At 61.2% G+C, this 26,124-nt stretch carries 28 protein-coding genes; 21 read left to right on the top strand and 7 right to left on the bottom strand.

Features of this window, described 5'->3' with window-relative positions; all coding sequences use genetic code 11:
- Nucleotides 1-23: 23 nt before the first annotated feature.
- The 6 genes from IEX64_RS12725 to IEX64_RS12700 are packed head-to-tail and all read left to right on the top strand — an operon-like array spanning nucleotide 24 to nucleotide 4,227.
- Nucleotides 24-1,187 (top strand): acyl-CoA dehydrogenase family protein, encoded by a 1,164-nt coding sequence (locus IEX64_RS12725; RefSeq protein WP_188820050.1) that lies wholly within the window; start codon nucleotides 24-26, stop codon nucleotides 1,185-1,187.
- Between the two features lie 14 nt (nucleotides 1,188-1,201).
- A complete protein-coding gene (locus IEX64_RS12720; protein ID WP_188820049.1) occupies nucleotides 1,202-1,660 on the top strand; it encodes a hotdog family protein in 459 nt (152 codons plus the stop codon).
- Nucleotides 1,657-2,046, top strand: a complete 390-nt coding sequence (locus IEX64_RS12715; protein WP_188820048.1) for a MaoC family dehydratase — start codon at nucleotides 1,657-1,659, stop codon at nucleotides 2,044-2,046. Before IEX64_RS12720 ends, IEX64_RS12715 begins: the two co-directional genes overlap by 4 nt.
- Before the next feature lie 19 nt (nucleotides 2,047-2,065).
- On the top strand, nucleotides 2,066-2,620 hold the full coding sequence (locus IEX64_RS12710; RefSeq protein WP_229710244.1) for a VOC family protein: 555 nt from the start codon (nucleotides 2,066-2,068) through the stop codon (nucleotides 2,618-2,620).
- A 6-nt stretch (nucleotides 2,621-2,626) separates the two neighbouring features.
- Entirely contained in the window at nucleotides 2,627-3,475 is an 849-nt protein-coding gene (locus IEX64_RS12705; protein WP_229710242.1) for an alpha/beta fold hydrolase, read from the top strand.
- The gene (locus IEX64_RS12700) at nucleotides 3,472-4,227 is read left to right on the top strand and encodes an SDR family NAD(P)-dependent oxidoreductase (RefSeq protein WP_188820047.1); all 756 of its coding nucleotides are present in this window, start codon (nucleotides 3,472-3,474) and stop codon (nucleotides 4,225-4,227) included. Before IEX64_RS12705 ends, IEX64_RS12700 begins: the two co-directional genes overlap by 4 nt.
- 199 nt (nucleotides 4,228-4,426) lie before the next feature.
- Here the strand turns inward: IEX64_RS12700 and IEX64_RS12695 are convergent, their stop codons facing one another.
- A complete protein-coding gene (locus IEX64_RS12695) occupies nucleotides 4,427-5,761 on the bottom strand; it encodes an MFS transporter (RefSeq protein ID WP_188820046.1) in 1,335 nt (444 codons plus the stop codon).
- A 452-nt stretch (nucleotides 5,762-6,213) separates the two neighbouring features.
- A complete protein-coding gene (locus IEX64_RS12690) occupies nucleotides 6,214-6,738 on the bottom strand; it encodes an ester cyclase (protein WP_188820045.1) in 525 nt (174 codons plus the stop codon).
- A 154-nt stretch (nucleotides 6,739-6,892) separates the two neighbouring features.
- Here IEX64_RS12690 and IEX64_RS12685 point away from each other — a divergent pair, with 154 nt between their 5' ends.
- From IEX64_RS12685 to IEX64_RS12665, 5 genes are all read left to right on the top strand, one after another.
- Complete coding sequence (locus tag IEX64_RS12685) at nucleotides 6,893-7,348, top strand: nuclear transport factor 2 family protein (protein ID WP_188820044.1); 456 nt, start codon at nucleotides 6,893-6,895, stop codon at nucleotides 7,346-7,348.
- 44 nt (nucleotides 7,349-7,392) lie between these two features.
- The gene (locus tag IEX64_RS12680; protein ID WP_188820043.1) at nucleotides 7,393-9,729 is read left to right on the top strand and encodes a membrane-bound PQQ-dependent dehydrogenase, glucose/quinate/shikimate family; all 2,337 of its coding nucleotides are present in this window, start codon (nucleotides 7,393-7,395) and stop codon (nucleotides 9,727-9,729) included.
- 231 nt (nucleotides 9,730-9,960) lie between these two features.
- Nucleotides 9,961-10,374, top strand: a complete 414-nt coding sequence (locus tag IEX64_RS12675) for a nuclear transport factor 2 family protein (RefSeq protein WP_188820042.1) — start codon at nucleotides 9,961-9,963, stop codon at nucleotides 10,372-10,374.
- Between the two features lies 1 nt (nucleotide 10,375).
- Nucleotides 10,376-11,392 (top strand): NADP-dependent oxidoreductase, encoded by a 1,017-nt coding sequence (locus tag IEX64_RS12670; protein WP_229710238.1) that lies wholly within the window; start codon nucleotides 10,376-10,378, stop codon nucleotides 11,390-11,392.
- The gene (locus tag IEX64_RS12665) at nucleotides 11,389-12,114 is read left to right on the top strand and encodes an SDR family oxidoreductase (protein ID WP_188820040.1); all 726 of its coding nucleotides are present in this window, start codon (nucleotides 11,389-11,391) and stop codon (nucleotides 12,112-12,114) included. The genes IEX64_RS12670 and IEX64_RS12665 overlap by 4 nt, the downstream gene beginning before the upstream one ends.
- On the opposite strand, the gene IEX64_RS12660 is transcribed toward IEX64_RS12665, so the two are convergent.
- A complete protein-coding gene (locus IEX64_RS12660; RefSeq protein WP_188820039.1) occupies nucleotides 12,111-13,262 on the bottom strand; it encodes an NADH:flavin oxidoreductase in 1,152 nt (383 codons plus the stop codon). The genes IEX64_RS12665 and IEX64_RS12660 overlap by 4 nt on opposite strands.
- Before the next feature lie 125 nt (nucleotides 13,263-13,387).
- Nucleotides 13,388-13,594: a ferredoxin gene (locus tag IEX64_RS12655; protein WP_188820038.1), complete on the bottom strand. Its 207-nt coding sequence runs from the start codon at nucleotides 13,592-13,594 to the stop codon at nucleotides 13,388-13,390.
- Between the two features lie 92 nt (nucleotides 13,595-13,686).
- Here IEX64_RS12655 and IEX64_RS12650 point away from each other — a divergent pair, with 92 nt between their 5' ends.
- From IEX64_RS12650 to IEX64_RS12610, 9 genes are all read left to right on the top strand, one after another.
- Entirely contained in the window at nucleotides 13,687-15,072 is a 1,386-nt protein-coding gene (locus IEX64_RS12650; RefSeq protein ID WP_188820037.1) for an aromatic ring-hydroxylating dioxygenase subunit alpha, read from the top strand.
- Between the two features lie 31 nt (nucleotides 15,073-15,103).
- Nucleotides 15,104-15,679, top strand: coding sequence for an aromatic-ring-hydroxylating dioxygenase subunit beta (locus IEX64_RS12645; protein ID WP_188820036.1), 576 nt, complete (start codon nucleotides 15,104-15,106; stop codon nucleotides 15,677-15,679).
- 13 nt (nucleotides 15,680-15,692) lie between these two features.
- On the top strand, nucleotides 15,693-16,865 hold the full coding sequence (locus IEX64_RS12640) for an NAD(P)/FAD-dependent oxidoreductase (protein ID WP_188820035.1): 1,173 nt from the start codon (nucleotides 15,693-15,695) through the stop codon (nucleotides 16,863-16,865).
- Nucleotides 16,862-17,674: an SDR family NAD(P)-dependent oxidoreductase gene (locus tag IEX64_RS12635; protein WP_188820034.1), complete on the top strand. Its 813-nt coding sequence runs from the start codon at nucleotides 16,862-16,864 to the stop codon at nucleotides 17,672-17,674. Before IEX64_RS12640 ends, IEX64_RS12635 begins: the two co-directional genes overlap by 4 nt.
- Complete coding sequence (locus tag IEX64_RS12630; RefSeq protein ID WP_188820033.1) at nucleotides 17,671-18,303, top strand: TetR/AcrR family transcriptional regulator; 633 nt, start codon at nucleotides 17,671-17,673, stop codon at nucleotides 18,301-18,303. The genes IEX64_RS12635 and IEX64_RS12630 overlap by 4 nt, the downstream gene beginning before the upstream one ends.
- A 4-nt stretch (nucleotides 18,304-18,307) precedes the next feature.
- Complete coding sequence (locus tag IEX64_RS12625) at nucleotides 18,308-19,534, top strand: acyl-CoA dehydrogenase family protein (RefSeq protein ID WP_188820032.1); 1,227 nt, start codon at nucleotides 18,308-18,310, stop codon at nucleotides 19,532-19,534.
- 87 nt (nucleotides 19,535-19,621) lie between these two features.
- Nucleotides 19,622-20,542, top strand: a complete 921-nt coding sequence (locus IEX64_RS12620) for a quinone oxidoreductase family protein (protein ID WP_188820031.1) — start codon at nucleotides 19,622-19,624, stop codon at nucleotides 20,540-20,542.
- 4 nt (nucleotides 20,543-20,546) lie between these two features.
- Nucleotides 20,547-21,143 (top strand): gamma carbonic anhydrase family protein, encoded by a 597-nt coding sequence (locus IEX64_RS12615; RefSeq protein ID WP_188820030.1) that lies wholly within the window; start codon nucleotides 20,547-20,549, stop codon nucleotides 21,141-21,143.
- Nucleotides 21,140-21,739, top strand: a complete 600-nt coding sequence (locus tag IEX64_RS12610; RefSeq protein WP_188820029.1) for a malonic semialdehyde reductase — start codon at nucleotides 21,140-21,142, stop codon at nucleotides 21,737-21,739. Before IEX64_RS12615 ends, IEX64_RS12610 begins: the two co-directional genes overlap by 4 nt.
- A gap of 45 nt (nucleotides 21,740-21,784) precedes the next feature.
- On the opposite strand, the gene IEX64_RS12605 is transcribed toward IEX64_RS12610, so the two are convergent.
- The 3 genes from IEX64_RS12605 to IEX64_RS12595 are packed head-to-tail and all read right to left on the bottom strand — an operon-like array spanning nucleotide 21,785 to nucleotide 24,957.
- Nucleotides 21,785-23,005, bottom strand: coding sequence for a cytochrome P450 (locus tag IEX64_RS12605; protein WP_188820028.1), 1,221 nt, complete (start codon nucleotides 23,003-23,005; stop codon nucleotides 21,785-21,787).
- 51 nt (nucleotides 23,006-23,056) lie between these two features.
- The gene (locus IEX64_RS12600; protein ID WP_188820027.1) at nucleotides 23,057-24,220 is read right to left on the bottom strand and encodes an acyl-CoA dehydrogenase family protein; all 1,164 of its coding nucleotides are present in this window, start codon (nucleotides 24,218-24,220) and stop codon (nucleotides 23,057-23,059) included.
- A 2-nt stretch (nucleotides 24,221-24,222) separates the two neighbouring features.
- Nucleotides 24,223-24,957: a GntR family transcriptional regulator gene (locus IEX64_RS12595; RefSeq protein WP_188820026.1), complete on the bottom strand. Its 735-nt coding sequence runs from the start codon at nucleotides 24,955-24,957 to the stop codon at nucleotides 24,223-24,225.
- 329 nt (nucleotides 24,958-25,286) lie between these two features.
- Between IEX64_RS12595 and IEX64_RS12590 the strand changes: the two genes are divergently transcribed.
- A complete protein-coding gene (locus IEX64_RS12590; protein WP_188820025.1) occupies nucleotides 25,287-26,123 on the top strand; it encodes an SDR family NAD(P)-dependent oxidoreductase in 837 nt (278 codons plus the stop codon).
- Nucleotide 26,124 lies beyond the last annotated feature (1 nt).

Below are 26,124 nucleotides of genomic sequence, written 5' to 3'. Positions count from 1 at the left end.
CCGGCAAAGGAACAGGAACGACAATGGATTTTTCGCTGACTGAGGAGCAACGGTCATTTCGCGACGTTGTACGGCGTTGGGTCGATGCCGAAGCGCCCAAAGACTGGATGCGCTCGCTGGAGGCTGACGAAGAAAATTACCCCTATGCGCTGTGGGACAAGCTGACCGAGCAGGGATTCTTCGGCATCGGCATTCCCGAGGAATATGACGGCCTTGGCGGCGACGTCATGATGCAGATGATCTTCGCCCGCGAATTCGCACGGACTGCAGGCGGTCTGTTGTGGGTCTGGGGCCTGACATCCTTTGGCGGCGCCAAGACCATCGGCGCTGTCGGCACGGAGGAACAGAAGAACCGCTGGCTGCGACCCATGGCGCAAGGGCAACTGCGTGTCTCACTGTCCATGACCGAACCTGACGGCGGCACGGACGTGCTGGGGGCTATGAAGACCCATGCCGAAAAGGTCGATGGCGGCTGGTGCCTCAATGGCGCCAAAATGTGGACGACCGGCGCCAAAGCTGCAGACAGGCTACTGGTCCTCGCCCGTACCGACAAGAACGTCGAGAAAAAGCACCATGGCCTGACCATGTTCTTTGTCGATGCCAAGTCGCCCGGCATCACCACGTCACTGCTTCCAAAGCTGGGAATGCGTGCGATGGGGTCGTGTGAAGTGCACTACGAAGACGTCTTTGTCCCGGACGAGGACGTGCTGGGTGAGCCGGGCCAGGCCTGGTATGCGATGCTGCCGACACTCAACAACGAACGCATCATGGTCGGAGCGCAGTGCCTGGGCGCAATCGACGGGGTTCTGGAAGACGCGCTCGACTACATGAAGCAGCGCAAGGCCTTCGGCGGTATCATTGGCCGGTTCCAAGTGCTCCAGCATTACGTGGCCGACATCGCAACCTGGCAGAAGACCACCGAGTTGCTGCTCAACAACGTCGCCTGGATGCAGGCCAACGGCATGCCCTGCGGAGTCGAGGCGAACATGCTCAAGATGGTGGCCACGGAAAATGCCGTGAAGGCGGCGGACCTGGGTATCCAGATTCTGGGCGGCATGGGGTATTCTGCCGAAACCGACATGCAGCGGTACTGGCGCGACCATCGCATCCTGCGCATGACGCCGATCAGCAATGAAATGGTGCGCAACACGATCGCCGAGAGTCTCGGTCTGCCGCGTTCATTCTAGGGACCACTTATGTTATGAGCGAGCTTGACGAACTGCCCCCCGCACCGCCCGCTGCCGGCACCTCGCTGGACGGCACCAAGGTGTTTACGATCACGGCTGAGGAAAACGCTGCGATGTGCCGCTCGACCGGGATCGAGCCTGCGGCGGACGGAACGGCCCACCCCATCTACTATTACGTCGCGACCCAGGTCGCGATGGGCAAGACCGTGGCCGGGGTTTGCGAAGCTTGCGAGTTTGATGTCGAGGACGGCCCGATGATGGGCAGCAGCGGCGTTCGTTTCGCTGCGCCGCTCAAAGTCGGCGAAAGCTATAAGGTTACAGGCGAAATTCTGAGCCTGGTGCGCAAACGCAGCCGCAAGCTGGGCGTCATGGACGTGCTCACTTATCGCCTCCGCCTCCACTTGCTCGACGGTACGCAGGTTCTGGAAACCGACAATGTCTGGGTCCTGCCACGCAAGGAGTTCGCAGCATGAGTTACGCCGTCGGAGACGAACTGCCGCCTTTCACTATCGTCAGCGTAAGTCCGGAAGCCATGAAGCAGTGGGCCGTGTTTCTGGCCGATCCCAACCCGATCCACCTTGATGTCGAAGTGGTCAAGGCCAAGGGCCTGGGCGACCGGGTCATCAATCAGGGCCCGATCAATGTCGCCTACATGATGAACATGCTGATGCAGGCGTTTCCCGGCGGAACGATCAAGGCGATGGATTCGCGCTTCCTGGATAACGTCTATGGCGGCGACAGCGCTGTGGTGACCGGCAAGGTCACGGCGATCGAGGGCAATGCAGTGACATGCGAGTTTGCCCTCGACGTCAAGGGCCGCGGCACGGTCAACGCCGGCACAGCAATCGTGCAAATCTGAAATTCGAGGAGATAGTTGTATGCCTAGTGGACCTTTCGCTCACGTTTGCATGGTCGTCCGTGATCTCGACAAGGCCATCGACGACTGGACGCGCATCCTGCGCGTGCTCGATCCCGCATCGCTGGAAGAGCGGATCGTCAAGTATGACGAGTTCTCCAGTGGCGACGATGCAGGCATGAAGTGGGCCACCTTCGTCAACAATGGCGGTACGGAAATCCAGTTCATCCAGCCCGCCCCCGGCACACCGATGGGCAATCGCCTCGACAAGGTCGGCGAGCATGTACACCACTTGTGCTATTCGACGGACGATGTTCCCGGAGCTATGGAAAAGCTGAAGGCCGAGGGGCTCCACCTGCCCGGCGATGGCCAGACCTACAACGATCCCGACATGACCTGGCAGAAGTGGAGCTGGGTTGGTGCCAAGAGCACGCATGGCTGCCTGATCGAAGTCGCCTCACCCTATGAAAGCCGCAACGACGGCAAATGGCACCATGCTCCCGGCAAATTCGCCTACAAGGGCCCGGGCGAACACCCCTCCTTTGCCGAAATGGTTCCGCCGGTAACGGCCGGGTAAGATCCCTTGCCGGGCACGATCGCCAAGAACCGGATAAACGTGCCCGGCGACGGTTTGACCCTAGCCGCCGACGCCTATGGCGATCCGGCGGCCCCACCGGTGTGCTTCTTCCACGGAGGCGGCCAAAGCCGCCGGTCATGGACGGGTTCGGCGCGCCGCGTGGCGCAGGCGGGTTACTATGGGATAACCTTCGACTTGCGCGGTCACGGTGAAAGTGGCTGGGCTACGAATGGCGACTATCTTCTTGAAGCTTATGGTCGCGATGTCGAAGCCGTTCTCCAGGCACTGGGTCGTCCTTCGGCCCTGGTCGGCGCGTCGCGCGGAGGACAATCGGCACTTGTGGGTGGATCGCGCCATCCCGACCTGGTACGCCTGATCATGCTGGCCGATGTTGCGCCCCACATTCACGACACCGGGGTCAATGAAATTCGGGCTTTCTTCAAGGCTAGTGAAGCCGGCTTCACCTCTCTGGAACAAGCGGCCGCAGCCCTTAATCAGCATCTAGGTCAGCCGCTGCTGCCCGATGTTTCGGGCCTTGCCAAGGCCATGCGCGAACAGGACGGGCGGCTATTCTGGCATTGGGACCCGCGTACTGCGGAGCCCCAATTCCTGCATCCGCCGTCTGAAGCCGAGGCGTTGGTAGCTGCGGCCCGGCGCGTCACGACCCCCGTCGTCCTCGTCCGCGCCGAACTCAGCGAGATCGTGTCGAAAGAGAGCGTGCAACGCTTCAAGGACCTGACGCCGCAACTTGAGGTCGAAACCGCCGCTGGTGTCGGTCATATGTTCACGGGTGACCGCAACGACAGCTTCGCTGAGCGCCTGTTGCAGCATCTCGCCAGGCACATGCCGCTTTGAACCGCGGGGCAGCCTTCGTAGTGGGCGGGACCGGCGGCCTGGGTCGCGAGATTTGTCACCGTCTCGCCTCAGAATGGGAAGGCGTGTCGGTCGGCTATCGCTCGGCCCCCGGCAAAGCGCATGCCGTCATTGAAGCCATGGGCGACACCAAAAAGCAGGCAATAGCCGTTTCCTGCGATCTTTCGGATCGCACTTCGATCGAATCCGGCATTCGCGCGACCGTGGAACGCTTCGGTGCGATCGGAACGATGATCTTTGCTGGCGGCGTGGCGATCGAACAACCGTTTGTCAGCATGATCTCCGAAGATCAGTGGCGCGAGGTGATCGAAGTTGAACTGATCGGCTTCACCCGGATCATCGCGGCCACCCTTCCCCATTTCCGTGATCAGGGTTTCGGCAATTTTGTATCGGTGGTCTCGGTAGCGAATTATTGCTTTCCGCCCGGGGACGCCCTGTCGTCCGTGCCCAAGGCGGGGATCGAGGCGCTGAGCCGGGCCATCGCCAAGGAAGAAGGACGCTTCGGCATACGAGCCAACGCGGTCGCTCCAGGAATTATCGATGCCGGACTGGGAGCCGATTTCCTCCAGTCGCTCTACACGCCAGAAATCTGGGAAAGCCAGCGCAAGCGGATCGCACTGCGGCGCTTTGGCCATGGCAAGGATATCGCGAACGCCGTGGCGTTCCTGGCATCCGGGCAGGCCGAATACATCACCGGGCAAACCTTGATCGTGGATGGCGGCTTCAGCCTGTAACGGCTGAGATAGCGCGCATCGTGTCAGGCCCGATACGAAGCCAGGCCCAACGCCTGCCCAAACTTCGAAGCGGCAAACGCTTCACGAACACGCCGTGACGCACCGGCAGCGGGACTGCAACAGAGGACCTTGCCAGAATGGGCCTGCCGCTGCCGCCCCGTTCGTGATCCTGCAGTTTCACCCGTTGACCTTGGGCGCCTTATGCCGCCAGACTGCGCTTTCTATCCTGATCGATAGCCCGCGCGCCCAGCAGCAACAATATGCCTCCCGCGAACGTGAACAGCATGGCGGCTCCTATCCCCCAGGCGACGCCGCCAACTCCGCCAACGTAGTCGCTGACCGCGCCGATGAGATAGGCGCCCGCCCCGACCCCCACCAGATTGGCGCCCAGTTGCACCGTAGAGACCGCCAGCCCGCGAAGGCGAGGTCCCGCTATTGTGACGATTACGGCATATATCGGTCCGTTGTAGGACGCGCTGAGGAAGCCGCAGGCCATGAGCATGACGAGCATGGTTGCATAGTCAGACACCATGACCATGCCTAGGCCGGCAAGGGCTGTGAGGATCGGTATGGCCGCTCCGAACCGGGCAGTTAGCGCAGGCTCGAAGCCGTTTCGGCGCCGGTTGACCCAGTCGATAGCCCCGCCGGCCAGAAACCCGCCAAGCGATCCCAGACCGCCATAGGCACCGGCAATGATCATTCCCGAACGCCCAATCGGCACATCATAAACCCTGATCAAATAGGTCGACAGCCACGTGCTCATGCCGTAAATGCCGGTGGCGATCATCACGATTGCGAAAATGCAGTAAAGCAAGCCCGGCCTTGCGGCCAGCAGCCGCAGGCGGGCAGGCAAGCTTAGCTGTTGCTGTTCATCGCTTACTACTTCATCCGGTCCGTCCTGACCGCCTCTCGGCGGCTCACGGACCGTCAAGAACAGCACGGGGGCAAGAAGCAGCCCAGGAACCCCCGCAGCGGCAAACGCCCAGCGCCACCCCCATTGCTCGACGATCGCGCCCCCCACTACAAACGCGATGGCCAGCCCTATCCCGGAACTGAGATACCAGATGCCAATGGCCGTCGCCCGCCGGTCCTTTCCGAAATAGTCACTGATCAGAGACATCCCTGTAGGCGACCCTGCAGCCTCGGCGGTACCCACTGCGGCCCGTCCCAGCATCAATGTCCAAAATCCGGTTGCCAGACCGCACAGCGCTGTCGCCCCGCTCCATAGCGACAGCGCTACGGTCATAAGGTTGCGCCGATTGAAAGTGTCGGCCGCGAAACCAAAAGGAAGGGCAGCAAGCGCAAAGAAAATGCCGTAGGCAAAGCCGGCAAGAAATCCCAGCTCGCCATCGGAAAGGAAAAATTCCCGCCCCAGAGGTGCAAGGACAAGGCCGATGATCGCGCGATCGATGCCATGGCACGTCTGGGCAAGCGTCAATATACCAAGCACGTACCACGGATAATGGCGTGAGCATCCCGATATTTTCGCAGTACAAGACGCATCCGGCGCGCCCGCGGCATCAAGATCGGTCAATCACTTCTCTCCCCCTGCTGCAAACCACTGCCTTTCAACCGAACGGCGCCACCACGGTCCTGAATGTAACGACATGTCCGCCGAGCTGATGGCTCACCAGCACCGATGATCTGCAGGCTATGCTCAGCGCGCCCAACACTCTTGCAAGAAACGGAATGGAAAACCTGCCTGTGGCATCGGGACAAAAAACCTGCCCCTTGCGCCCAGATGGCTGAGGCGTTGTTTTCGTCATGAACGGTGATGCGGTGGGTGCGCGCCTCGATCACCATGAGTGGATTGCAGGGGTAGCGATGATTCTACTGAACGATACCGTCCATAAACCGGAAATGCGGTGCCTCAAACGGACGAATAGTCTTGGCGATCCTCATCCGCCTACGGGTGTAGAAACGCGACTTTCCCTGTCGCCAGATGCCCCCTCGACCGGATCGTTACCAGTCGAGGGGGAATACGACTTACTTGTAGGGATCGACCGGCTGGGGCACGTCGATGATTTCCAGATCCTTGAACATCGTCAAGACGTCCGAGATCGAATAGATGTGATCGATCTTGTCGCCGCGGAAGCGCAGCCAAGAGAACCACAGCACATTGAGTTCATTGCCCGTCGGCTGGACACCCATGTAAGGGCCGCCGGTGTGCTTGCCATGGTGATGGCACAGGACGCAGACTTCATTTTCGCCGCTGCCCCAAGCCTTCAGTGTGCGATAGAGGCTGGGCGGAAACGTCTTGTAGAGGCCCTGCGGCGAGGACTTCCAAACCGCGTATGTGCCCAGATCGGGACGATTAGGGTTGTCGTAGGTCATCGTGTCGGTGTGGAAGAATGCATCCATGCCGTCCCAATCGCCGCGGTTGATAACTTCGTGCAGGTCCATCCACTGATTGACCATGAAAGCCTGGCGCTCGGTCAGCCCGGCGTTGATTTCAGCCCGCTTCTCCTTGGACAGGACGAAATCGGCTTCGGTGAACGGGGCGAGGCCCATAATTATCTCTCCTTGCATCATCAAAATTGAACGCAGCAAATCTTGCAGCGTTGCTGGCTGATCTTCTCTCGCGGCCGGACCTGCACCTACCCAACGAAAGGCGGCGACGCGTATGAACCATGTCAGCAAAATTCTATAGAATTGAGGAGGGAACATGCCGCTGACTGTGGAAGAAATGTCGGATCGGTTCGAGATCCAGGATCTGATCGTCGGGTATTGCTATGCCGTGGACTCATCCGACTGGGACGCACTGGACCGGTTTTTCATGCCCGACGCGGTCATCGACTATTCCGAGATGGTCGGCGTGTCCGGTGGCTTACAGGAAATCAAGCGATTCCTTGCCGAAAGCCTGACGCCGATTCTGGCATTTCAGCATGCGGTTTCGACCACGCAATACACGTTTAACGGCGATCGGGCGCAGACCAAGACTGCCTGTTACAACCCGATGACTGTTAGCAACGGCGGCAAGGCCGACACGCTGGTCTTTGGCCTTTGGTATATCCACGACTTCGTTCGGACGGCTGAGGGCTGGCGGATCAGCCGGCTTTACGAACAGAAATGCTACAGCATGAATGTGCCCGACTGGCTTGCCGCGCAACTGCCGGCCTGAACGGCGTTCGATCCCCTTTCTTCGATATACACCAGGTCTTGGCCATGCTGCGCGTTTTGAATGTTCTGTTCCTGCTCATTATGGCCACCAGCGCCGTGGCGCTGCTTTGGCTGGGCGGGCGCCTGGCATTGCTGGGCGGCTCGCCCTGGTATCTGCTTTCAGGGTTCGTCACGCTGACGACTGCAGCGCTCATCTGGCGTAGAAAGCCGCTGTCGATAACGCTTTACTGGGCTTTCCTGGGCGCAAATCTCATCTGGGCCTTGTGGGAAGCCGGGCTCGATTACTGGGCGCTAGCGCCGCGCCTTGCCATGCCTGTCTGCATGGGGCTGTACATGCTCACGCCAGCCTACCGCCGCCACGTCTGCCTCGACCGGCCGCTGCCCGGCGCGCGCATTCTATGGCCGGGATTGGCCACCCTGATTGCGGGCGGGATTGCCCTTGCCTTCTGGGCCGACAGCACCCCTGCGGGCACCAGCACGGCGTGGGGCCCAAGCCCTGCGAGGCCAGCAGACGGGGACTGGATCGCCTATGGCAATGATCGCGGTGGATCACGGTTTTCGCCGCTGGAGCAAATTACACCGAGCAATGTTGGAAACCTGAAACCGGCGTGGACCTTCCATGCCGGCAAATTGGCCGACGGAAAAGTGCGAACCTCATTCCAGGCCAATCCGATCAAGGTTGGCAGCCGGCTCTACCTGTGCGCCGCCAACAACGACGTGATCGCGCTCGATCCGGAAACCGGGCGCACATTGTGGCGTCACAGTCCGAAGACCGACCTGACCGGTGTCTACGGTGCAGTCTGCCGGGGCGTTACGTATTATTCCGTGCCCGAGGCGCGCGGACTCTGCGCCGAGCGCATCTACACCGCGACGCTTGATGCGCGGCTGATAGCGCTGGACGCTGCGACGGGCCGGCCCTGCCCCAGCTTTGGGCGCGGCGGACAGGTAGATCTGACCAGCGGGCTCGGCAAAGTGGAAAAGGGATACTACTTCGTCACATCTCCGCCGGCTCTGGTGCGCGGCAAGCTGGTGTTGGGCGGCTGGGTCATCGATGGCCAGAAGACCGGCGAACCATCCGGCGTGATGCGCGCATTCGACGCGGTGACCGGAGATTTCGTCTGGGCATTCGACATCGGGCGCCCCAACCGGCACGGGCTCCCTCCTGAAGGTCAGACTTTTACGCGCGGATCGCCCAACAGCTGGGCACCGATGAGTTCGGACGAAGCTCTCGGCCTCATCTATGTCCCGACCGGCAATGCCACCCCGGATTATTTTGGTGGCCATCGCACGGCAAACGACGATCGCTTCTCCAGCGCAGTCGTCGCGCTCGACGCTGAAAGCGGCGCGGTGCGCTGGTCGTTCCAGACAACACATCATGACTTGTGGGACTATGACGTGGCGTCCCAACCAACTCTGGTCGACCTTCCTGGCGGTACCAAGGGACTACTTCAGCCAACCAAGCGCGGCGAGATCTTTTTCCTGGACCGGGTCACCGGAAAGCCCATTCTTCCGGTGGCGGAGCGGCCCGTGCCGCAGGGCGGCGTAAAAGGCGAGCGGCTGGCGAAAACCCAGCCCTATTCGATCGCGATGCCCAGTTTCGGTGGCCCCCGCCCGACCGAACAGCGCATGTGGGGGCTAACCCCCATCGATCAGGCCATGTGCCGCATCCGCTTCAAGGAAGCGCGCTTCGATGGCGACATGACGCCGCTTTCGACAGAACACCCCACGATCACCTGGCCCGGCTATTTAGGGGGCATCGATTGGGGGGGCGTTGCGGTCGATCCCGAGCGCGGACTGATGATCGTCAACAACAACCAGGTGGCGAACTACAACTACCTCATTCCCCGCACCGCAGCCGACCGCCGCGGCATCAAGCCCATGACGGCGTCGCATATGAGCGATGTCGGCGGCCCGGCTGCACAGATGGGCGTGCCCTACGCAGCCCAGATTGCCCCCTTTCTCTCCCCGATTGCGATCCCCTGCCAGCAGCCACCCTATGGCCGGATCAGCGCTGTCGATCTCAAGACCGGAAAGATGGTCTGGAGCAAGATCTTCGGCACATCCCGCGACAGCGGTCCCCTGGCCCTTCCCACGTTCGTACCGATTCCCATGGGCGTGCCCAATATCGGCGGATCGGTAGCGACAGCAAGTGGCCTCACCTTTATCGGAGCGACACAGGAGCATGCCTTCCGTGCCTATGAGACGGCTACGGGCCGGCTCCTTTGGAAGACGCGGCTTCCCGCCGGGGGCAATGCTTCGCCGACGACGTATTGGTCACAGGAGAGCGGGCGCCAGTTCGTGGTGATCGCGGCGGGCGGACATGGCGCGATGCTTTCCGGTTCCAGTGACGAACTGATCGCCTACGCGCTACCCAAGCCGTGATAACGCCGCCGTTCAACGCGGCCCTGCCCAAAAGGTTGGCGCCAGTTTCGATTCTGATGCCAGTCACAGCCTGTCCGCTCTGCGACCATCGCCGATCTGTGTGCACAAAATCCAGCGGCATCGCCGGGTTTTCCTATCCTTCGACGGGCAAGCTCAGGTGCACTGCACTTAAGCTGTCACCCAGAGAAAAGGGAGAGCGGGATGCGAGCACATGGCAATCTGATCAGACAAATGCCGGTATCTGCAGAAGACGAACGCGAGATTTGCGGCGTACTGTTACGATACGCGACCGGTATCGACACGCGCGACTGGCCATTGTTCCGAAGTTGCTTTTCGCCGGACCTCGAAGCCGACTACGGGACGTTCGGCACCTGGCACGGCCCGCGCGAAATAGTCGAATATATGGAGGGCGCGCATAGGCATCTGGGCGCCACGATGCACCGCATCACAAACATCGTGATCGAAAGCCGAAACGGCGAGGTCATCGCACACAGCTATGTCGATGCGATCCTGACCGAGGCAACTCAGGGAGGGCACACCCATCGCGCCGCGGGATTCTATGACGACACCCTGATCCGGACATCGGACGGATGGAAGATTTCGCGCCGCCGGTTCACAATGGTCAAGGCCGGGCTGGATGACTGATATGAACCGGCAAGTCCTGTTGACCCTCCGGCCTTCCGGTATCGCGCAGGCTGAGAATTTCACCATACGCGAAGCCGCAGTGCCCGCTGCCGGCCCCGGCGAATTGCTCGTGCGCAACCATTATCTGTCGGTAGAGCCGGCTATGCGCGGATGGATCGCCGACACGGGCAACTATACGAAGCCAATTGAGCTTGGTTCGGTAATGCGCAGTTTGGCATCGGGCGTAGTCATAGAATCGCGGCATCCGGATTATCGTGAGGGAGATTGCGTGTCGGGCTGGTTCGGCTGGCAGGACTATGCCTGCATCACGCCCGACCAGATCGTCCAGCGGACCACCGCGAGCGAAATGCGCGCCTCGCTCGGCATTCTGGGCACGAACGGCGTGACGGCCTACCTTGCTCTCACCTTGATCGGCCAGCCTCGGGCCGGCGAAACCGTGCTGGTGTCGACTGCGGCCGGTGCGGTCGGTTCCGCGGCCGGGCAGATTGCCCGCATCCTGGGGTGCCGTACGATCGGCATAGCGGGCGGCCCTGACAAGGTAAGCCGCTGCATCGGCGAGTTCGGTTACGATGCGGCGATCGACTACCGCGCGCAGGACGTTTCGGCGGCGCTCGCCGGGCACGCGCCCGACGGAATCGACATCTACTTTGACAATGTCGCGGGCCCGATCAGCGACGCGGTCCTGCCCCATCTCGCACTACGGGCGCGTGTGATCGTTTGCGGCACGGCATCGATCGATCGCTGGACCCCGTGGCCCACCGGGCCTCGCGTCGAACGCCACCTGCTCGTCAAACGTGCTCGGATGGAAGGGTTTGTCATTTTCGACCACATGGATCGGTATCAAGACGCCGTGGGTCAACTGCGCACATGGATCTCGGAGGGCCGCCTGCTATGGCGGGAGGACATATTGGACGGCATCGAGGCGTGCCCCGATGCACTGGCCGGTCTCTATCGCGGAGAAAACGACGGCAAGCGCCTGATCAGGCTCGTCGGCGACGACGCGGGAGGAAACCAGTGACCGCACTTGAGGGAAGGATCGCTGTCGTTACCGGCGCGTCTTCAGGTATTGGCGCGGCCTGCGCGCGTGCCCTGGCGGATGCCGGCGCGACCATCGTCGCCGTCGCACGCCGGAAGGACCGGCTTGCGGCCCTGACGGCGGAACTCGGCCGGGGCAGCCTGCCTTTTGTCATCGACATGACCCAACCGGACGCCGCGCAGGCCTTGCACGATTTCGTAATGGAGCGCTTCGAGCGTGCCGACATCCTGGTCAACAATGCAGGCATTCTGCACGCGGCGCCGCTCGACGCCTTCGACCTTGATCAACTGCGGCCGATGATCGCGCTCAACTATGAAACGGTCGTCCGCACCAGCACGCTGTTCGGGCGAACGATGAAGGCGGCGGGCCGTGGCCAGATCATCAACATCTCGAGCATCGGCGCGAATATCCGGGCACCAGGCGTCGGCGTCTATGGCGGACTGAAACGCGCGCTGGAAGCCTTCACCGACTGCCTGCGCATTGAACTGGCCGGCACCGGAGTCAAGGTCGGCATCGTTGCCCCTGGAACGACCAGCACGGAAATATTCGAAGACATGAAGAGCCGTGGCCAGCCGTCATGGGACAGCTTCATACCGCCGATGCAGCCCGACGACGTTGCCCAAGCCGTCAGCTTCATGGCGCAACAATCGCAGCGCACCAATATGGCCCGCATCCAGATCTATGCCGCCGCCGACAGCCACTAATAAAGAGAGGCGTACGCCTCCAGCCGAAACGGGCTTACTTCGGTCCCGCTGCGCATACACTGCACCCAATGAGGATCCATAAGCAGCGCACGCCCCACGCCGACCAGATCGAATTCGCCGCTGGCCAGCCGTTCCGCCACAAGCGGAAGATTGTTCGTCATCACTGTCGGCTGGGCGAACGAAGATTGCAGGTCCTTGCTCAGGCCAACGCCCCCCACGGCAATGGCCGGCTTGCCCGTGAGCTTCTTGACCCATCCCGCAAGGCTCAGGTCCGATCCTTCGAACGCCGGAGTTGACCAGATACGCGTACTGACGTCCATGATATCCACGCCCGCATCGACAATGGGTGCCAGCATCGCTTCCAGTTCAGCCGGCGTCGCGACGTTGCGGGCCCCGTAGTCCTGGAGCTTCCATTGCGAGAAGCGGAAGATAATTGGGAAATCCGGCGCCGTCGCGGCCCGGACTGCACGGACAACTTCTGCGGCAAATCGCGCGCGTGACGGGCCGTCGCCCCCCCATCCGTCATCCCGCAGGTTGGTTTGCGCCCACAGGAAACTGTCGATCAAGTAGCCATGCGCACCGTGGAGGGCGACGCCATCGAAGCCCACAGCTTTTGCATTGGCGGCACTGCGCGCGAACGCCGCGATAATATCCGCTATCTCGTTTTCCGTTAAGGGGGCGGTGGGTTCGCGCACGAGTTGCAGATAGTCCGGCGGGACCATGGCGCCATCGAACGGCCCCCAGATGCCCGACGGACGCGCGCTGGGTACCTCCGGATGATAGCCTGTGCCGGGAACGCGGATCACGCCCTGATGCCATAGCTGGGGGACGATGACCCCGCCGGCCTGGTGCACGCCGGCGACGATCTCGCGCCACTTGGCCAGCGCCGCGTCTCCATGAAGCACCGGCGAGGCACCGCCGCCCATCGACTCCTGTCCGAGGGCGGAAGGATGATCGACACCGATGCCCTCAGTGACGATCAGGCCGACATCAGCCTCAGCGCGGCGGCGATAGTAGGCCGCGACGCCGTCGGAGGGAATTCCGCCGGGCGAGAAATTGCGAGTCATGGGCGCCATTACGAACCGGTTACGCAGATGCAGCCCCCCGGTTTCGAAGGGTTGGAACAGAATGCCTGTGTCGATACCCACGCTACAGCTCTCCTCTCGTTTGCACGCATGTTCCTAAAGACGCTTCGCCGGCAGACCTACCCTCGGACAGGTTTGCCGGCGAAGCGACAGGCGCATGCTACGTTCAATAATCGAACAGGAGAGGCTCAGGCGTCGACGATTTCCAAAGCGGCTTGCGGGCAGGCTTCCGCACCTTCGCGAGCCAGTTCTTCAAGCCCTTCGGGCACGATCTCATCGTCCACATAGACAATGCCGTTGTCGTCCAGCTTGTACACCTGAGGGCAGATTTCCGCGCAGACCCCATAGCCGCAGCAAGCCGCCTTATCGATAACCACTTTCAACTTCTGAGTCATCTCTCTCTCCTTCTGCACCGCCTTTACAACTTGAACAACTTTTGTTCAATATGTATAGATCGACTCGATACGGATTTCCCAAGGAGAGGGACATGCTGCACAACGCCGGGCTAACCTTGAGCGATGGAACCACGCTCAACGATCTCATCAACCGCGACATGAACGAAGTGTCGTTGCGGGTGATGAACGACAAGGAACTCTATGAGTTCGAGATGGAGCGCATCTTTGCGCGAACATGGCTGCTTCTCGGCCACGAATCCGAAATCCCCAAAGCCGGCGACTACGTGATGCGCGACATGGCCGAGGACAACGTGATCGTCTCGCGCGACCGTGCCGGCGACGTTCATGTCATGCTCAATGTCTGCCCGCATCGCGGCATGAAAGTCTGCACGGCCGAGGCCGGAAACGCCCATGCGCACCGCTGCATCTATCATGGCTGGGCATTCCGCGCAGACGGCAGCTTCATCGGCGCGCCGATCGAGAAGGAGCAGATGCACGGCAACAAGCGGTCCAAGGAGGAGCTTGGCCTCAAGAAGGCGCGCGTGCATCTCTACGGCGGCCTGATCTTCGCGACCTGGAACGAGGAACTCTCCTTCGAGGATTACCTGGGAGACGCTAAGTTCTATCTGGACCAGCTCTTCTGCCGTACCGACAGCGGCCTTGAGATGCTTGGCCCGCCGCAGCGCTTCATGCTGCCCTGCAACTGGAAGATCCCCGGCGAACAGTCCGGTTCGGACGGCTTCCACACGCTGACGCTGCACCGCTCGCTGATGGAAGGCGGGATCATGGGCGGCACCGCCGAATCGATCTATGACACGGCGCCAGGGATGTACGGCGTCGATCTGTCGGTTCCGCAAGGCCACACACTGCGCTGCCTGGAAGCAGCGCAGACCTTCAAGATGTTCGCCGACGTCAGCTTCGAGGGCAAATCCACCGAAGAACGCCTCAACCTGCTGCCGCCGCCGGGTATCACCAAGGACCTGATTCCGCAGCTGTTCAAGAACCTGTCGGAAGACCAGGTCAACCAGCTCGCGACCATCCCGCCGCAGGTTGGCGGCATGTTTCCCAACATCCTTGTTGCCTTCATCTTCGCGCCGCGCGCCGATGGCGGTGCCTCGGGCGCGCTGTCGCTGCACACTTACGTGCCCAAGGGACCGGACAAGGTGGAATTCGTGAATTTCATCTTCGCGGAGAAGGACGCTCCCGAAGAAGTCAAGCGCGACATGCTGCAGAATGCCATCTGGAACACCGGCACATCGGGCACCATCGAACAGGACGATGCCGATACCTGGCCGCAAATCATGCGCAATTCGCGCGGCCACATGAGCAAGTCGATCACACTCAAGTATCAGGCCCTGCACGGTCACGAACGGCCCGAAGGCTGGGTCGGTGGCGGCGACCTCTATCCCGGCTTCACCAAGGATGACACGCAGTGGGCATGGTGGATGGCCTACTACAATCTGATGGCTGAATCCTGAGCCTGCCGACGCGAACAGAGAGGATCATAAAATGGTGAATTACGCGACAGCCGCCGTCGACAAGGCCAGTGTCATGCGCGGACTGGTTTCCACCAAGCGCGTGCCGCTGGGATCGGAAATCTACAACCGTATTCTCGAAACGCTCTATGACGAGGCTGCCGCACTCGATGAGCGCCGGTTCGACGACTGGGTGGCTTATCTTGAGACGGACCTCGTCTATACCGCGCCTCTGCGCCTGACCCGCAATGGTCCGAACAAGGACCGCGACGTCGTTCGAACTATGAAACATTTCGACGAGACTTACGGCTCGATGCTGATGCGCACGGGCCGTCTGGCAAAAAGCGCATGGGCGGAAGATCCGCCATCGCGCACGCGCCGGTTCGTCACCAACGTCAGGGTTGGCGAAAGCGAAACGGCGGGTGAATATGAAGTAGTGAGCTACCTCTATCTCGAGCGCAGCCGAATGGACAATCCCGAGAACGAGAGACTCAGCGCCGAGCGTCGCGACATCTGGCGGCTGGTCGACGGCGCCTACAAACTGGCCCGCCGCGAGATCATCCTCGACCAGTCGACCCTGGGCATGTCCAACCTCGCGGTCTTCCTTTGAGCGGGGATAAACGGTGACGGCATCGTCCTCGCATATCGTGGTTATCGGCAGCGGCCTGGCCGGCTACGGCGTCCTGCGTGAGCTTCGCAAGCTCGCGCCGGACGCCAGGCTGACGCTGGTAACGCAGGATGACGGGCATTTCTACTCGAAGCCCGCGCTCTCCACGGCGCTCGCCAAGGGCAAGGTCGCCGATACCCTCATTACCACGCCGGCGGAAAAGATGACCGCGCAGCTCAAGCTCGACTTGCGCGCCGGCCGTCTGGTCGAAGCGATCGACCGCGAGGACAAGGCCGTGCTGACCACGGGCGGCCCGATCTTTTACGACAAGCTGGTGCTGGCATTAGGCGCCGATCCGGTACGGCCGCCGATCGACGGGGATGCCGTCCATCTGGCGATGGCCGTCAATAATCTCGACGATTATCGCACATTTCGCGAAAAACTGCCGGATGGCGCGCGCGTGCTGATCATGGGCGGCGGGCTTGTTGGCACTGAATTCGCAAACGATCTCTCGGCGACCGGCTACCAGCCAGTCGTGGTCGATATGCTCAGCCACCCACTCGCCCAGCTTGTCCCGCCCGGCGTCGGGAACATGATACGAGACGCCCTCGCCGCCAAGGGGGTCGAATGGCACCTTGGGCGCAAGGTCGTGGCGCTTCGCAAGATCGATGGCGGCATTCGCGCGGAACTGGACAATGGCGTCACTATCGATGCCCCTGCCGTGTTATCCGCCGTAGGCTTGCGTCCGCATGTGGCGCTTGCCCGGGATGCCGGTCTTGAAGTCAGCCATGGCATCAGGGTCGATCAGACGGGCCGCACCAGCGACCCTGATATCTATGCGATTGGCGACTGCGCGGAATATCCACAGGGCCTTGCCGCCTATGTAACCCCGATCATGTCCGCGGCGCGCGCTATCGCGCCCAGTGCGCTGGGCACGCCAACCGAAATCCGCTTCCCGCCGCTTTCGGTACAGGTCAAGACCACTGCCTATCCCGTCGTTCTCCTTCCTGCACCATTCGGCGTCGATGGTGAGTGGAAAGAAGAAGCGAATGACGAGAAGGGCCTCAAGTATCTGTTCCGCGATGCCGATGGGATCGTCCGGGGCTATGTATTCACAAGAGACTACTGCCAGGAGCGGATGGACATGGACCGCACCCTGAGCGAGCAAATGATGGGAACGGCGGCATGACGGGTTTGGTGCAGGGCAAGGTTGCAATCGTCACCGGGGGGGCCAAGGGGCTCGGTTTCGGCATATCCCGCTGCCTGGCCCGGGACGGCGCGAATATCTTGGTCACGGGCCGCGACGGCGCTGCTGCGGAAACGGTCGCGACACAAATCACGGAAGAATTCGGCGTTCGCGCCGCCGGCATGTCGGCCGACATGGGCGTAAAGGAAGACGTCGAGGCGATGATCGATCGTGCCGTCGCCGAATTCGGCGGCCTCGACATTCTGGTCAACAACGCCTCGCTGCTTTCGCCTAACGTCCTTCTGGAACAGAAGACCGACGAAATGCTCAAGCGTACGCTGGAAATCGGCACATGGGGCAGTTGGTGGGCGATGCGGGCCGCCTTCCCCCACATGAAGGCCCGTGGCGGTGGCTCCATCGTCAACTTCTACTCGATCGACGCCCAGACGGGCGCATGGCTCCACGCGGACTACAATATGAACAAGGGCGCGATCATGGGCCTGACGCGCAGCGCAGCGGTTGAATGGGGACGCTTCAATATCCGTACCAACGCGATTGCCCCTACCGGGATGGGTCAGGTTTTCGCCGAACTTGCCGAAAATGTGCCCGGCTTTCTGGAGATGGCGACGGCAAGCAATCCTCTGAAGCGCGCGGGCGATCCGGAAAAGGATATTGGGCCAGTCGTGCTGTTCCTGGCCTCGGAAATGTCCCGCTTCGTCAATGGCGAATTGATCAATGTCGATGGCGGCCAACATCTCCCCGGGTATGTCAGTGTCCCGCATAACCTTGCCGAGATGGAAAACCATACATGAAAATGGTGCCGCATCCTGACTGGAGCCAACTCGTAGCTACCGATCAATCAGGCAGTGTCCTCAAGATTCTTGACGGTACTTTGCGAGCGATCGGCAGCATGGGTACACGCCGCCTGTCGATGAGTGATATCTGCGAAAGCAGCGGCGTTTCGCGCGGCACCCTCTATCGCTATTTCACGTCCAAGGAAGACGTGCTGGCCGCGGTGAGCGAGTTTGTCTGCAGCAGTTTTGAGAGAGGTATTGTCGAAGCGGGAGAAGGCATTGCCGATCCCATCGAACGCTTTCGTGCGGTCATGCGGTTCTATGGCCGATTTACGATCGAACGCTCGCCGGATGGCATTTTCGAAGTCGAACCCGCCTTTCATCTCCAATTCCTGCGCAGCCACTTCAATCGGCACAAGGCCGCCGTCGCGCGCGCCCTCGGCCCGGTGTTCGACTATTTCGAATCCTTGATCGGCACGTCCATCGACCGCGACGCCTTCTGCGACACGATGGTTCGGATGCAGCTGAGTACCCTCATCATTCCCGCCACGCCAGAATGGCTGGCGATCTGGAACAGCACGCCTGACCGGCTTTCCGAATGGGCCCTGCAGATCGCCAACTCGCAAACCGATCACAAGAAAGGATGACCTCATGGCTACCGTAGCAAAACTGGATTCCGAAGCGCCAGGCAGCTTCGCGGACAAATCGATCGCCGATGCGTTCGTGGATAAGGCCCGCAGCCTGCGGAAATTCCTGCAGGACGAGGCCCCCGAAGGCGAAAAGCGCAGAAACCCTACGCCTGCCGTCGACAAAATGCTGAAGGACGAGGGCTTCCTCCGGTTGTTGCTGCCGCAACGCCTTGGCGGCTTTGGCCTTTCTCCAACCGACTTTTGCCGCGTCCAGATTGAAATCGCGAAAGGCGATCCTGCCGTGAGCTGGGTCATGCAGATCGTAAACGGCACCAGTTGGATCACGAGCCTGGCCCCCGACGGCGTACAGGACGCGGTATTCGGCGAAGGTCCGCAGCCGGTCTGCGGCGCCTACAACCCCCCGGGCAAGGCGCGCAAGGTCGATGGCGGCTGGATCATCAACGGCAAGTGGCCCTATATGTCCGGCTCGCGCCAGTCGACCTGGGCACAGCAGGGTGTCGTGCTCGAAGGCTACGACGGCCCGGTCGTGCCCGGCATCAACATGTGCTATCTGCCGATGGATAGCATGACCATCGAAAACACCTGGTTCGTCTCGGGCATGCAGGGTACCGGTTCTGACACCGCGATCGCCAAGGATGTGTTCATCCCCGACGCACAGATGGCGCTGATGGACGAACGCGCAGGGCAGATTGACCGCACCAAACGCCATTTCGGCGCCCCTTCGGACTTGCTGCCGGCTGTCCCGGTCGTCCGCACCACCGGCATCGCCCAGTTGCTTGGGGCGGTCGAAGCAATGCTGGAAATTGTCGCCGCCGAAGCGCCAAAGAAGCCGGTTTTGACCACCTTCATGACACCGCGCACCAATTCGGGCGCCTATATGCGCGATCTTGGCGAAGTTGCGGCAAAGCTCGACACAGCCAAAGTGATCCTGTTCGACCTCACCGCCAAGCTGGACCGGGTGGGTCTGGGCGAGGAGTTTTCACTGGCCGAAAAGGCGCGCCACCGCGCGGCCGGCGCGCAGATGATCGAACTGATCCACGGCGCCAGCGAATCACTGATGTTCTTGGCCGGCTCTTCGGCATTCTCGTTGGACAAGCCGATCAACCGCTACTGGCGCGACGTTTCGATGGGCGTACGCCACATCCAAAACATCCCGACGATCGGATACGAAATCTACGGCCGCAGCACGACGGACGCCGATCCGATTTCACCTCCCGGCTCCTACTGATCGGCCACATTCGCGGAAAATGGGGGCCGTCCGCTTGCATAAGCGGGCGGCCCCTGCCGGTTTCGTACCACCAGACTGGAGAATGACATGCGCGCGGCGCTGATAGGAACCGACGGCAGCTTTTCCGTGGGAACTTTCGCTGAGCCGCAGCCGGAGCCGGGCTGCAGCCTCGTCACGGTTTCGGTGGCGGGATTGGGCCCTACCGACCTGATGCGCGCCAAAGGATTTTTTGGCCCGGTGGGCGCGCCCTACGTTCCCGCGGGCGAAGGCCTGGGGCATCTGGCCGACGGCCGCCGCGTCTATTTTGGGCACAGCAAACCACCGTACGGTGCGCTCGCCGAACGGACACTGGTTCCCGATGACGAGATATGGGCCGCGCCACCCACCCTCAGCGACGATCAGGTCGTCGCGCTTGCCATTTCCGGAACGGGCGCGCTCCTGCCTTTGCAAGAAGCCCGGATCGTTCCAGGCGAGTCTGTCCTGATCCTTGGCGCCACCGGCCCCGTAGGCCAGATCGGCGCACAGGTCGCCCGCCTCCTCGGTGCTGGCAGGGTTGTCGCCGCAGCTCGCAATCGGCCCGCACTGGAGGCCATGAAGGCAAGAGGGGATGCCGATGCCATCGTCGTGCTGGGCCAGGGCGATGACGAAAATGCGCTGAAAGGCGCCGCCGCAGGCGGATACGATGTCGTACTCGATGTCATCTACGGTTCGCCGGCAGAGGCGGCTATGCGCGCCACCCGCCCTGGGGCGCGGATGATGAGCATCGGCGTACAGGCGGGACAGACTGTTAGCCTGTCCTTGCGCGAGTTGGTATCGCGCAGCCATATCGGCGTAGGCACCGGCCAGCGGCCGGCGGCGGAACGCCGCGCCGCCTTTGACCGTTTGATGGCGATGGCTTGCGAAGGCAACCTGAAGGTCAATACCCGGTGCTACGCTTTCGACGACGCGGCGGAGGCCTGGGCTGCACAGGCCGGGAGCCCCCATGGCAAGATCGTGATCCGGTTCTGACTCGATGAACCGGGCCGCCTATGTCGATCCCACCGCTCGCCTGTTCGGGAACGTCAGCCTGGGCGAGGACTGCAGCCTGTGGCCCTATGCGGTCATTCGCTGCGAACGGAATCATGTTTCGATCGGCACCTGCACCAGCCTGCAGGACCACGCCATGGTGCATATCGGCTGGAACGAACCGACGATTATCGGGGCCTATTGCACTATCGGGCATCGCGCCATCGTGCATGGCTGCACGATCGAGCCGGCCTGTCTCATCGGCGCCGGCGCCACCATCATGGAAGGCTGTGTGATAGGCCGCGGATCGATCGTTGCCGGACATGCGTTTCTGCCGCCCGGGACGATCATCCCGCCGCACTCTATGGTGATGGGAACGCCGGGCCGGGTCACGCGCCGTATCGACAAGGTCCGTTCAAATATCATAGATGCCCTGCTCTATCGCGACAACGCCCGGGCCTATGCATCAGAAGATCATCGCGCCTGGGAGCGCGCCGACCTGGCTGCTCTGGGACAGGAGGCCGATACCATCCTCGCGCGGGAGTGGCTGGCATGGCAACGCCAAGGAATAGCGGAAACCGACCAGGAGGAACCAACGGCATGAACGACAACCTAGATTGCCTCGATTCAAACACGCAGGATCGGCTCTTTCGCGAAGCCCGCACGCATAACGCGTGGACCGGGCGCCGCGTATCGGATGCTACGGTGCGCGCGATCTATGATCTGGCGAAATGGGGGCCAACGGCCGCCAACAGCAATCCGGCGAGATTCGTCTTCATCCGGTCTGCGCAGGCCAAGGCGCGGCTGCTTCCCCACGTCAATCCGACCAATGTCGAGAAGGTCAGGCGGGCCCCCTGCACGGTCATAGTCGCGGCAGACACCCGTTTCTACGAATTGTTTCCCAAGCTGTTCCCCTCGCGCGACATGCGCAGCGTATTTGAAGGTCAGGAAGCCCTGATCGAGGATACGATCGCCCGTTCCTCAACGTTGCAAGGCGCCTATCTAATAATGGCGGCCCGCACGCTGGGTCTGGATTGCGGCCCGATGTCGGGTTTCAATCAAGCGGGAACAGATGCCGAATTCTTCCCGGACGGGCGGTGGAAAAGCAATTTTCTGTGCAACATCGGCTATGGCGAGCCGGAGGCGCTGTTCACGCGAAACCCCCGGCTCGATTTCGACGAAGCATGCCTCGATTTGTAGCTAGGGTTCGGAGCAGGGCCACCTTGTCGGCGGCCCCGCTCCCGATTACCCGGCCGGGTTCCAGACCAACGGAAGCGCAACCGGCTGGATCATGCCGAGATGATAATTGACCGTATGACCGGGAGCGATGCGGAAGTCGGGGATGCGCGCAAGGAACTCTTCCATAGCGATCCGAAGTTCCCGGCGCGCCAGATGCATGCCTGCACAAGTATGAATCCCAAAGCCAAATCCGACATGGCGCGGGCGCCGGTTCAATCGCACTGCCGCCGGATCATCAAATTCCGCCGGATCGCGCCCAGCCAATGTCGTTGACATCGCCACCTTGTCTCCCGGCAGGAAACGCACACCGGCGATTTCTATTTCCTTCTTACAGGTGCGGAATGTCGTGACGGCCCCATAGGCCCGCATCAGTTCATCGATAGCATTGGGAATTTCAGCCGGATTCGCCCGCAGGAACTGCTGGTCCTCGACGTTGGCGCCCAAGTGCCTGAAATGAAGCCCCATATTAGTGGATACAGTATCCAGCCCGCCGATAAACAGGTTGAACATGAAGCCCAGAAGTTCGTCCTGAGTCAGCGGCCGTCCATCAATTCTGCCTTGGACGCCGAACGTGATGAGATCATCGCGCGGATGGCTGCGACGATCGTCGATCTCCTGGCCAAGGTAGTCGAGCACATTGCGGGTAGCTTCCGCGATTTTCGACATGTCGTGGTTGTGGAGCAGGTTCATTTCCCACTCCATGAACTCCGCCACCCGGTCCTGCGGCAGTCCCATCAGTTCCATGAACACCCTGATCGGGAATTCGAATGCGAATTCACTCATGAACTCGCATTCGCATCGCTCCGCAAAAGCATCGATGTAGCCTATTGCATAATCGCGAATTTTGCCTTCCAGCGCCGCCATGGCCTTGGGCGTGAAGGCCGGATTGACCATCTGACGGAATGGTCCGTGCTGCGGCGGGTCCAGTTCGGCCGGGGAATTGATCCAGGAACCGCCGACAAGCTTGGAAAAAGGTGAAAAGTCAGTCGAGGAAAAGTGCTCTGTGTCGAGATAAATGCCACGCAGAATGTCCATCCGCCGCGGCACCCACGCCGGCGTGCCGCCAGGATAGGCATGAGGCGCGTAGATAATGTCCGGACCTTCGTGAACTTGCATGGCGAAGTCCTCGAACGGGTCCTTGTCCGTAGTCAGGCCGAAGATGAAAGGAAAATCGGGTCTGACCAATTCTTCCGGCACATGATCCGGGATCGGCTGCTGCGAAAACATATTCACACTCCTTGAGATACCAAAGCGGCGCGGCCAGCGCCCGCCTGCTGCTCAGAACGACCGGGGCAACCCGAGACTTTCAGCGATGCCGTTGCGCACCATTTCATTGGTGATGGGGCCGATCCGCCACAGCCGGCTGTCACGCCAGTACCGCTGCATGTCGGTTTCAGCCGAATAGCCCATGCCGCCCAGAATCTGGATGCCCAAATCCGACGCTGCATTGGCATTCTCCGATGCCATCAGCTTCAGCATATTGGCTTCGACCCCCACGTTCTCGCCGCGGCATTGCTTGTCGGCGCAATAGTGCAGCATCAGTTCGGTGGTTTTCTGCATGGTCGCGATGTCGGCGACGTAATGCTGCAAGGCCTGGAAACGGCCGATGATCCCACCGAACGCCTTGCGCTGCTTCATGTAGTCGAGCGCGTCTTCGAGTACGCCATCGATCACGCCAAGGCAGAAGGCTCCGACCATGATTCGTTCGTTGTTGAGCGTGGGCAGCAGCATGTACCAGGCCCGGTCCGGTTCCCCCAGCACGTGCTCGTCTGCGACGAAGGCATCCTCGAAATGGATCGAGCAACTGCCCATGGAACGCATGCCGAGCTTCGCGAGCGGGGTGATCTTCACACCTTCGGTCCCGGTCGGAACCCAGAACAGCGTCAGTCCCTGATGCTTCTTTTCAACCGTCTTGTCGCTCCGGGCGATGACCAGAAGATAGTCCGCCACATGCGCAGACGACGACCAGATCTTTTCACCATTAAGCTTCCAGCCACCCTCTACCCGCTCGGCCGTCGTCGCCATGGCGCCCAAGAGATCGGTTCCCCCGCCGGGCTCGGTAAAGGCGATCGCCGCCTTGAGCTGTCCCGTCGCGATCAACGGGAGGTATTTCGCCTTCTGCTCGGCACTGCCGTATAGGCCGATCGACTTGGAACCGGCAAAGCTGGTGATGCCCCATATCCACGCCAGGCCGCCCAGCGAACGCGCCAGTTCGCGCGCGAGCAGCATCTGCATGACGACGTCGCCACCCTGCCCTTCATAGTCCTCGGAAATTCCGACACCGTGAAAGCCCGCCTCGGTAAACTTGTCCCACAGGGCAAAGGGATAGGCATGTTCGTCCTTTTCCAGACTCCGCGCCCACTCCTTGGGGACCTCCTTATCGACCCAGCGCCGCACCATATCGCGGAAAGCCCGGTATTCCTCGGGTAATTCAAAATCCATCGCTATACCTCACTGATAAAAGTAGCTGATTGCTCGTTGCGATCACACAGCGTGAGCAGCCGCGCGGACATCCTGTCGAGACACGCGAGGACCCCGGCATGATCATCAGCCTTGAATGCCGCGAGGATCGCCTCGTGCTGCGACAAACCGATCGAGGAAACCATCTGGATGCCGTGAAGAAAGATGAAGCGAGCGATCAGCCCGCGCCGGTCCAGCGTGGATCGTAGCAACTCGCGATTGTCCGACGCCATGATGAACACGGTATGGAAATCGAGCCCGGCGAAAATCGCCGCCATATGCTCGCCCGACGCCAGCGCCGCCCGATAGCGGGTGATTGCCTCGTCGAGCAGCGACACTTGCTCCGGGCAAATCCGCGGCATTCCCCATTGGTAACCCAGCCGCCACAATTCAGCCTGCACCCTGAGGAGATCACGGGTCACAATCATGTCGAGCGGCGCGACCCGCTTGAGGCGGTGCGCCTCGATTTCCACCAGCCCCTCCGAAGCCAGCGTCGCCATCGCTTCACGTATCGGGGTTGCACTGACCTTGAGTTGCTGCGCTAACGCGGTTTCAGGAAGGAGAGTACCAGGCGCTAAGACCCCCGACACGATCCTAGCCCGCAACTGGCTGACCACCGCCTGACGAAGCGTGACGTGAGCTCCCAACGGCCAGAAATCGGACGCCTCTGCCAACGACGACCACGAGGGCTCAAAACGAGAAGAGTGCGCTAATTCCATATTCTATAGAATGGCGATGTCGGCAGGCCCTTTCGCCTATCCGTGGGAAGGAATTCGTCTCATTGGCCAACGCCCGCCTCGCGAATTGCGAAGAATGGTCAGAAACCAGGTAGTCGCGGCTAATGGGGCAGCAATGCGTCACCCAATTGCCGTGATGCCGAAAGATTGCGGGCGCATTCTTTTGCCGACAGCGGCACGCCACAGAAGCGCCAGGGCCGACCTCAACCTTCCCCCCGATAGGCAGGCCTACACGCGCCCTCGTCTAGGTTTGCCGCAAAACGGATGGCAGGTGCTTTTTCACCGCTTACGATTGAGAGGAACGATTTGCTATGCGCAAGATTGAAGTACCCGCTTTCGACCGGGGACAGTTCGCGGCAAAGTACGGACCCTGGGCCATTATTGCCGGCGCATCCGAAGGCACTGGCGCGTGCTATGCCGAACAGCTTGCATTGATGGGCATCAATCTGGTCCTTGTCTCGCGCCGACAGGAAGCGCTGGATGCCCTTGGACAGCGGCTGGCCGCGGATCACGGCATAGAATTTCGCACGCTGACCGCGGATCTCAGCGAGCCGGGTACGGGCGCCCGTCTCGTCGCAGCGACTGCCGATCTGGACATCGGACTCTACATTTCCAATGCGGGGGCGGACGGCGCCGGCAACAGCTTCTTCGGCGCGCCTGTCGAGCGGTCATTGCGCCTTCTGACGATGAACGCCGCGAATGTGCTGGAAGCCACCCACGGCTTCGGTAATCGCTTCCTGAAGCGCGGCGGAGGCGGCATCGTGATCATGTCTTCCGGCGCGGGCCTGGGAGGACAGCCCTGGCTGGTAATGTACTCGGCAACAAAGGCGTTCGAACTGAACTTCGTGGAATCGCTCTGGGCGGAACTGGACGGCAAGAACGTCGATATCGTCGGAATCGCGGCGCCGATCATGGATACACCCACCCTGCGCCGTTCGACCGAAGGCCTCGGCATCGACTATTCGATGGCCTATGATCCCGCAGATGTCTGCGCGCTTGCCCTTGCCAACCTTGGCAATGAACCGCTGGTACTGGTGCCCGATGGCCCTGACGAGGACAAGATTCCGCAGATCCAGGCCGACCGCAAGACGCGGCTGGTCGCGCTCGCGGAATGGGGCAAGGAATATACCGCGGCAGCGGACGCCTGAC

The sequence above is a fragment of the Novosphingobium indicum genome, from assembly GCF_014645195.1.
Classification (GTDB): Bacteria; Pseudomonadota; Alphaproteobacteria; order Sphingomonadales; family Sphingomonadaceae; genus Novosphingobium; species Novosphingobium indicum.
Note: the sequence above shows the minus strand (reverse complement) of the source record. Positions and strands in the feature narration are given on the sequence as shown.

What these genes read in the sequence shown, in the direction of transcription:
- IEX64_RS12725 (WP_188820050.1), top strand. Translation starts at nt 24, where the DNA reads ATGGATTTTTCGCTGACTGAGGAGCAACGGTCATTTCGCGACGTTGTA.
- IEX64_RS12720 (WP_188820049.1), top strand. Translation starts at nt 1,202, where the DNA reads ATGAGCGAGCTTGACGAACTGCCCCCCGCACCGCCCGCTGCCGGCACC.
- IEX64_RS12715 (WP_188820048.1), top strand. Translation starts at nt 1,657, where the DNA reads ATGAGTTACGCCGTCGGAGACGAACTGCCGCCTTTCACTATCGTCAGC.
- IEX64_RS12710 (WP_229710244.1), top strand. Translation starts at nt 2,066, where the DNA reads ATGCCTAGTGGACCTTTCGCTCACGTTTGCATGGTCGTCCGTGATCTC.
- IEX64_RS12690 (WP_188820045.1), bottom strand. Translation starts at nt 6,738, where the DNA reads ATGGGCCTCGCCCCGTTCACCGAAGCCGATTTCGTCCTGTCCAAGGAG.
- IEX64_RS12685 (WP_188820044.1), top strand. Translation starts at nt 6,893, where the DNA reads ATGCCGCTGACTGTGGAAGAAATGTCGGATCGGTTCGAGATCCAGGAT.
- IEX64_RS12680 (WP_188820043.1), top strand. Translation starts at nt 7,393, where the DNA reads ATGCTGCGCGTTTTGAATGTTCTGTTCCTGCTCATTATGGCCACCAGC.
- IEX64_RS12675 (WP_188820042.1), top strand. Translation starts at nt 9,961, where the DNA reads ATGCCGGTATCTGCAGAAGACGAACGCGAGATTTGCGGCGTACTGTTA.
- IEX64_RS12670 (WP_229710238.1), top strand. Translation starts at nt 10,376, where the DNA reads ATGAACCGGCAAGTCCTGTTGACCCTCCGGCCTTCCGGTATCGCGCAG.
- IEX64_RS12655 (WP_188820038.1), bottom strand. Translation starts at nt 13,594, where the DNA reads ATGACTCAGAAGTTGAAAGTGGTTATCGATAAGGCGGCTTGCTGCGGC.
- IEX64_RS12650 (WP_188820037.1), top strand. Translation starts at nt 13,687, where the DNA reads ATGCTGCACAACGCCGGGCTAACCTTGAGCGATGGAACCACGCTCAAC.
- IEX64_RS12645 (WP_188820036.1), top strand. Translation starts at nt 15,104, where the DNA reads ATGGTGAATTACGCGACAGCCGCCGTCGACAAGGCCAGTGTCATGCGC.
- IEX64_RS12635 (WP_188820034.1), top strand. Translation starts at nt 16,862, where the DNA reads ATGACGGGTTTGGTGCAGGGCAAGGTTGCAATCGTCACCGGGGGGGCC.
- IEX64_RS12630 (WP_188820033.1), top strand. Translation starts at nt 17,671, where the DNA reads ATGAAAATGGTGCCGCATCCTGACTGGAGCCAACTCGTAGCTACCGAT.
- IEX64_RS12625 (WP_188820032.1), top strand. Translation starts at nt 18,308, where the DNA reads ATGGCTACCGTAGCAAAACTGGATTCCGAAGCGCCAGGCAGCTTCGCG.
- IEX64_RS12620 (WP_188820031.1), top strand. Translation starts at nt 19,622, where the DNA reads ATGCGCGCGGCGCTGATAGGAACCGACGGCAGCTTTTCCGTGGGAACT.
- IEX64_RS12615 (WP_188820030.1), top strand. Translation starts at nt 20,547, where the DNA reads ATGAACCGGGCCGCCTATGTCGATCCCACCGCTCGCCTGTTCGGGAAC.
- IEX64_RS12610 (WP_188820029.1), top strand. Translation starts at nt 21,140, where the DNA reads ATGAACGACAACCTAGATTGCCTCGATTCAAACACGCAGGATCGGCTC.
- IEX64_RS12605 (WP_188820028.1), bottom strand. Translation starts at nt 23,005, where the DNA reads ATGTTTTCGCAGCAGCCGATCCCGGATCATGTGCCGGAAGAATTGGTC.
- IEX64_RS12600 (WP_188820027.1), bottom strand. Translation starts at nt 24,220, where the DNA reads ATGGATTTTGAATTACCCGAGGAATACCGGGCTTTCCGCGATATGGTG.
- IEX64_RS12595 (WP_188820026.1), bottom strand. Translation starts at nt 24,957, where the DNA reads ATGGAATTAGCGCACTCTTCTCGTTTTGAGCCCTCGTGGTCGTCGTTG.
- IEX64_RS12590 (WP_188820025.1), top strand. Translation starts at nt 25,287, where the DNA reads ATGCGCAAGATTGAAGTACCCGCTTTCGACCGGGGACAGTTCGCGGCA.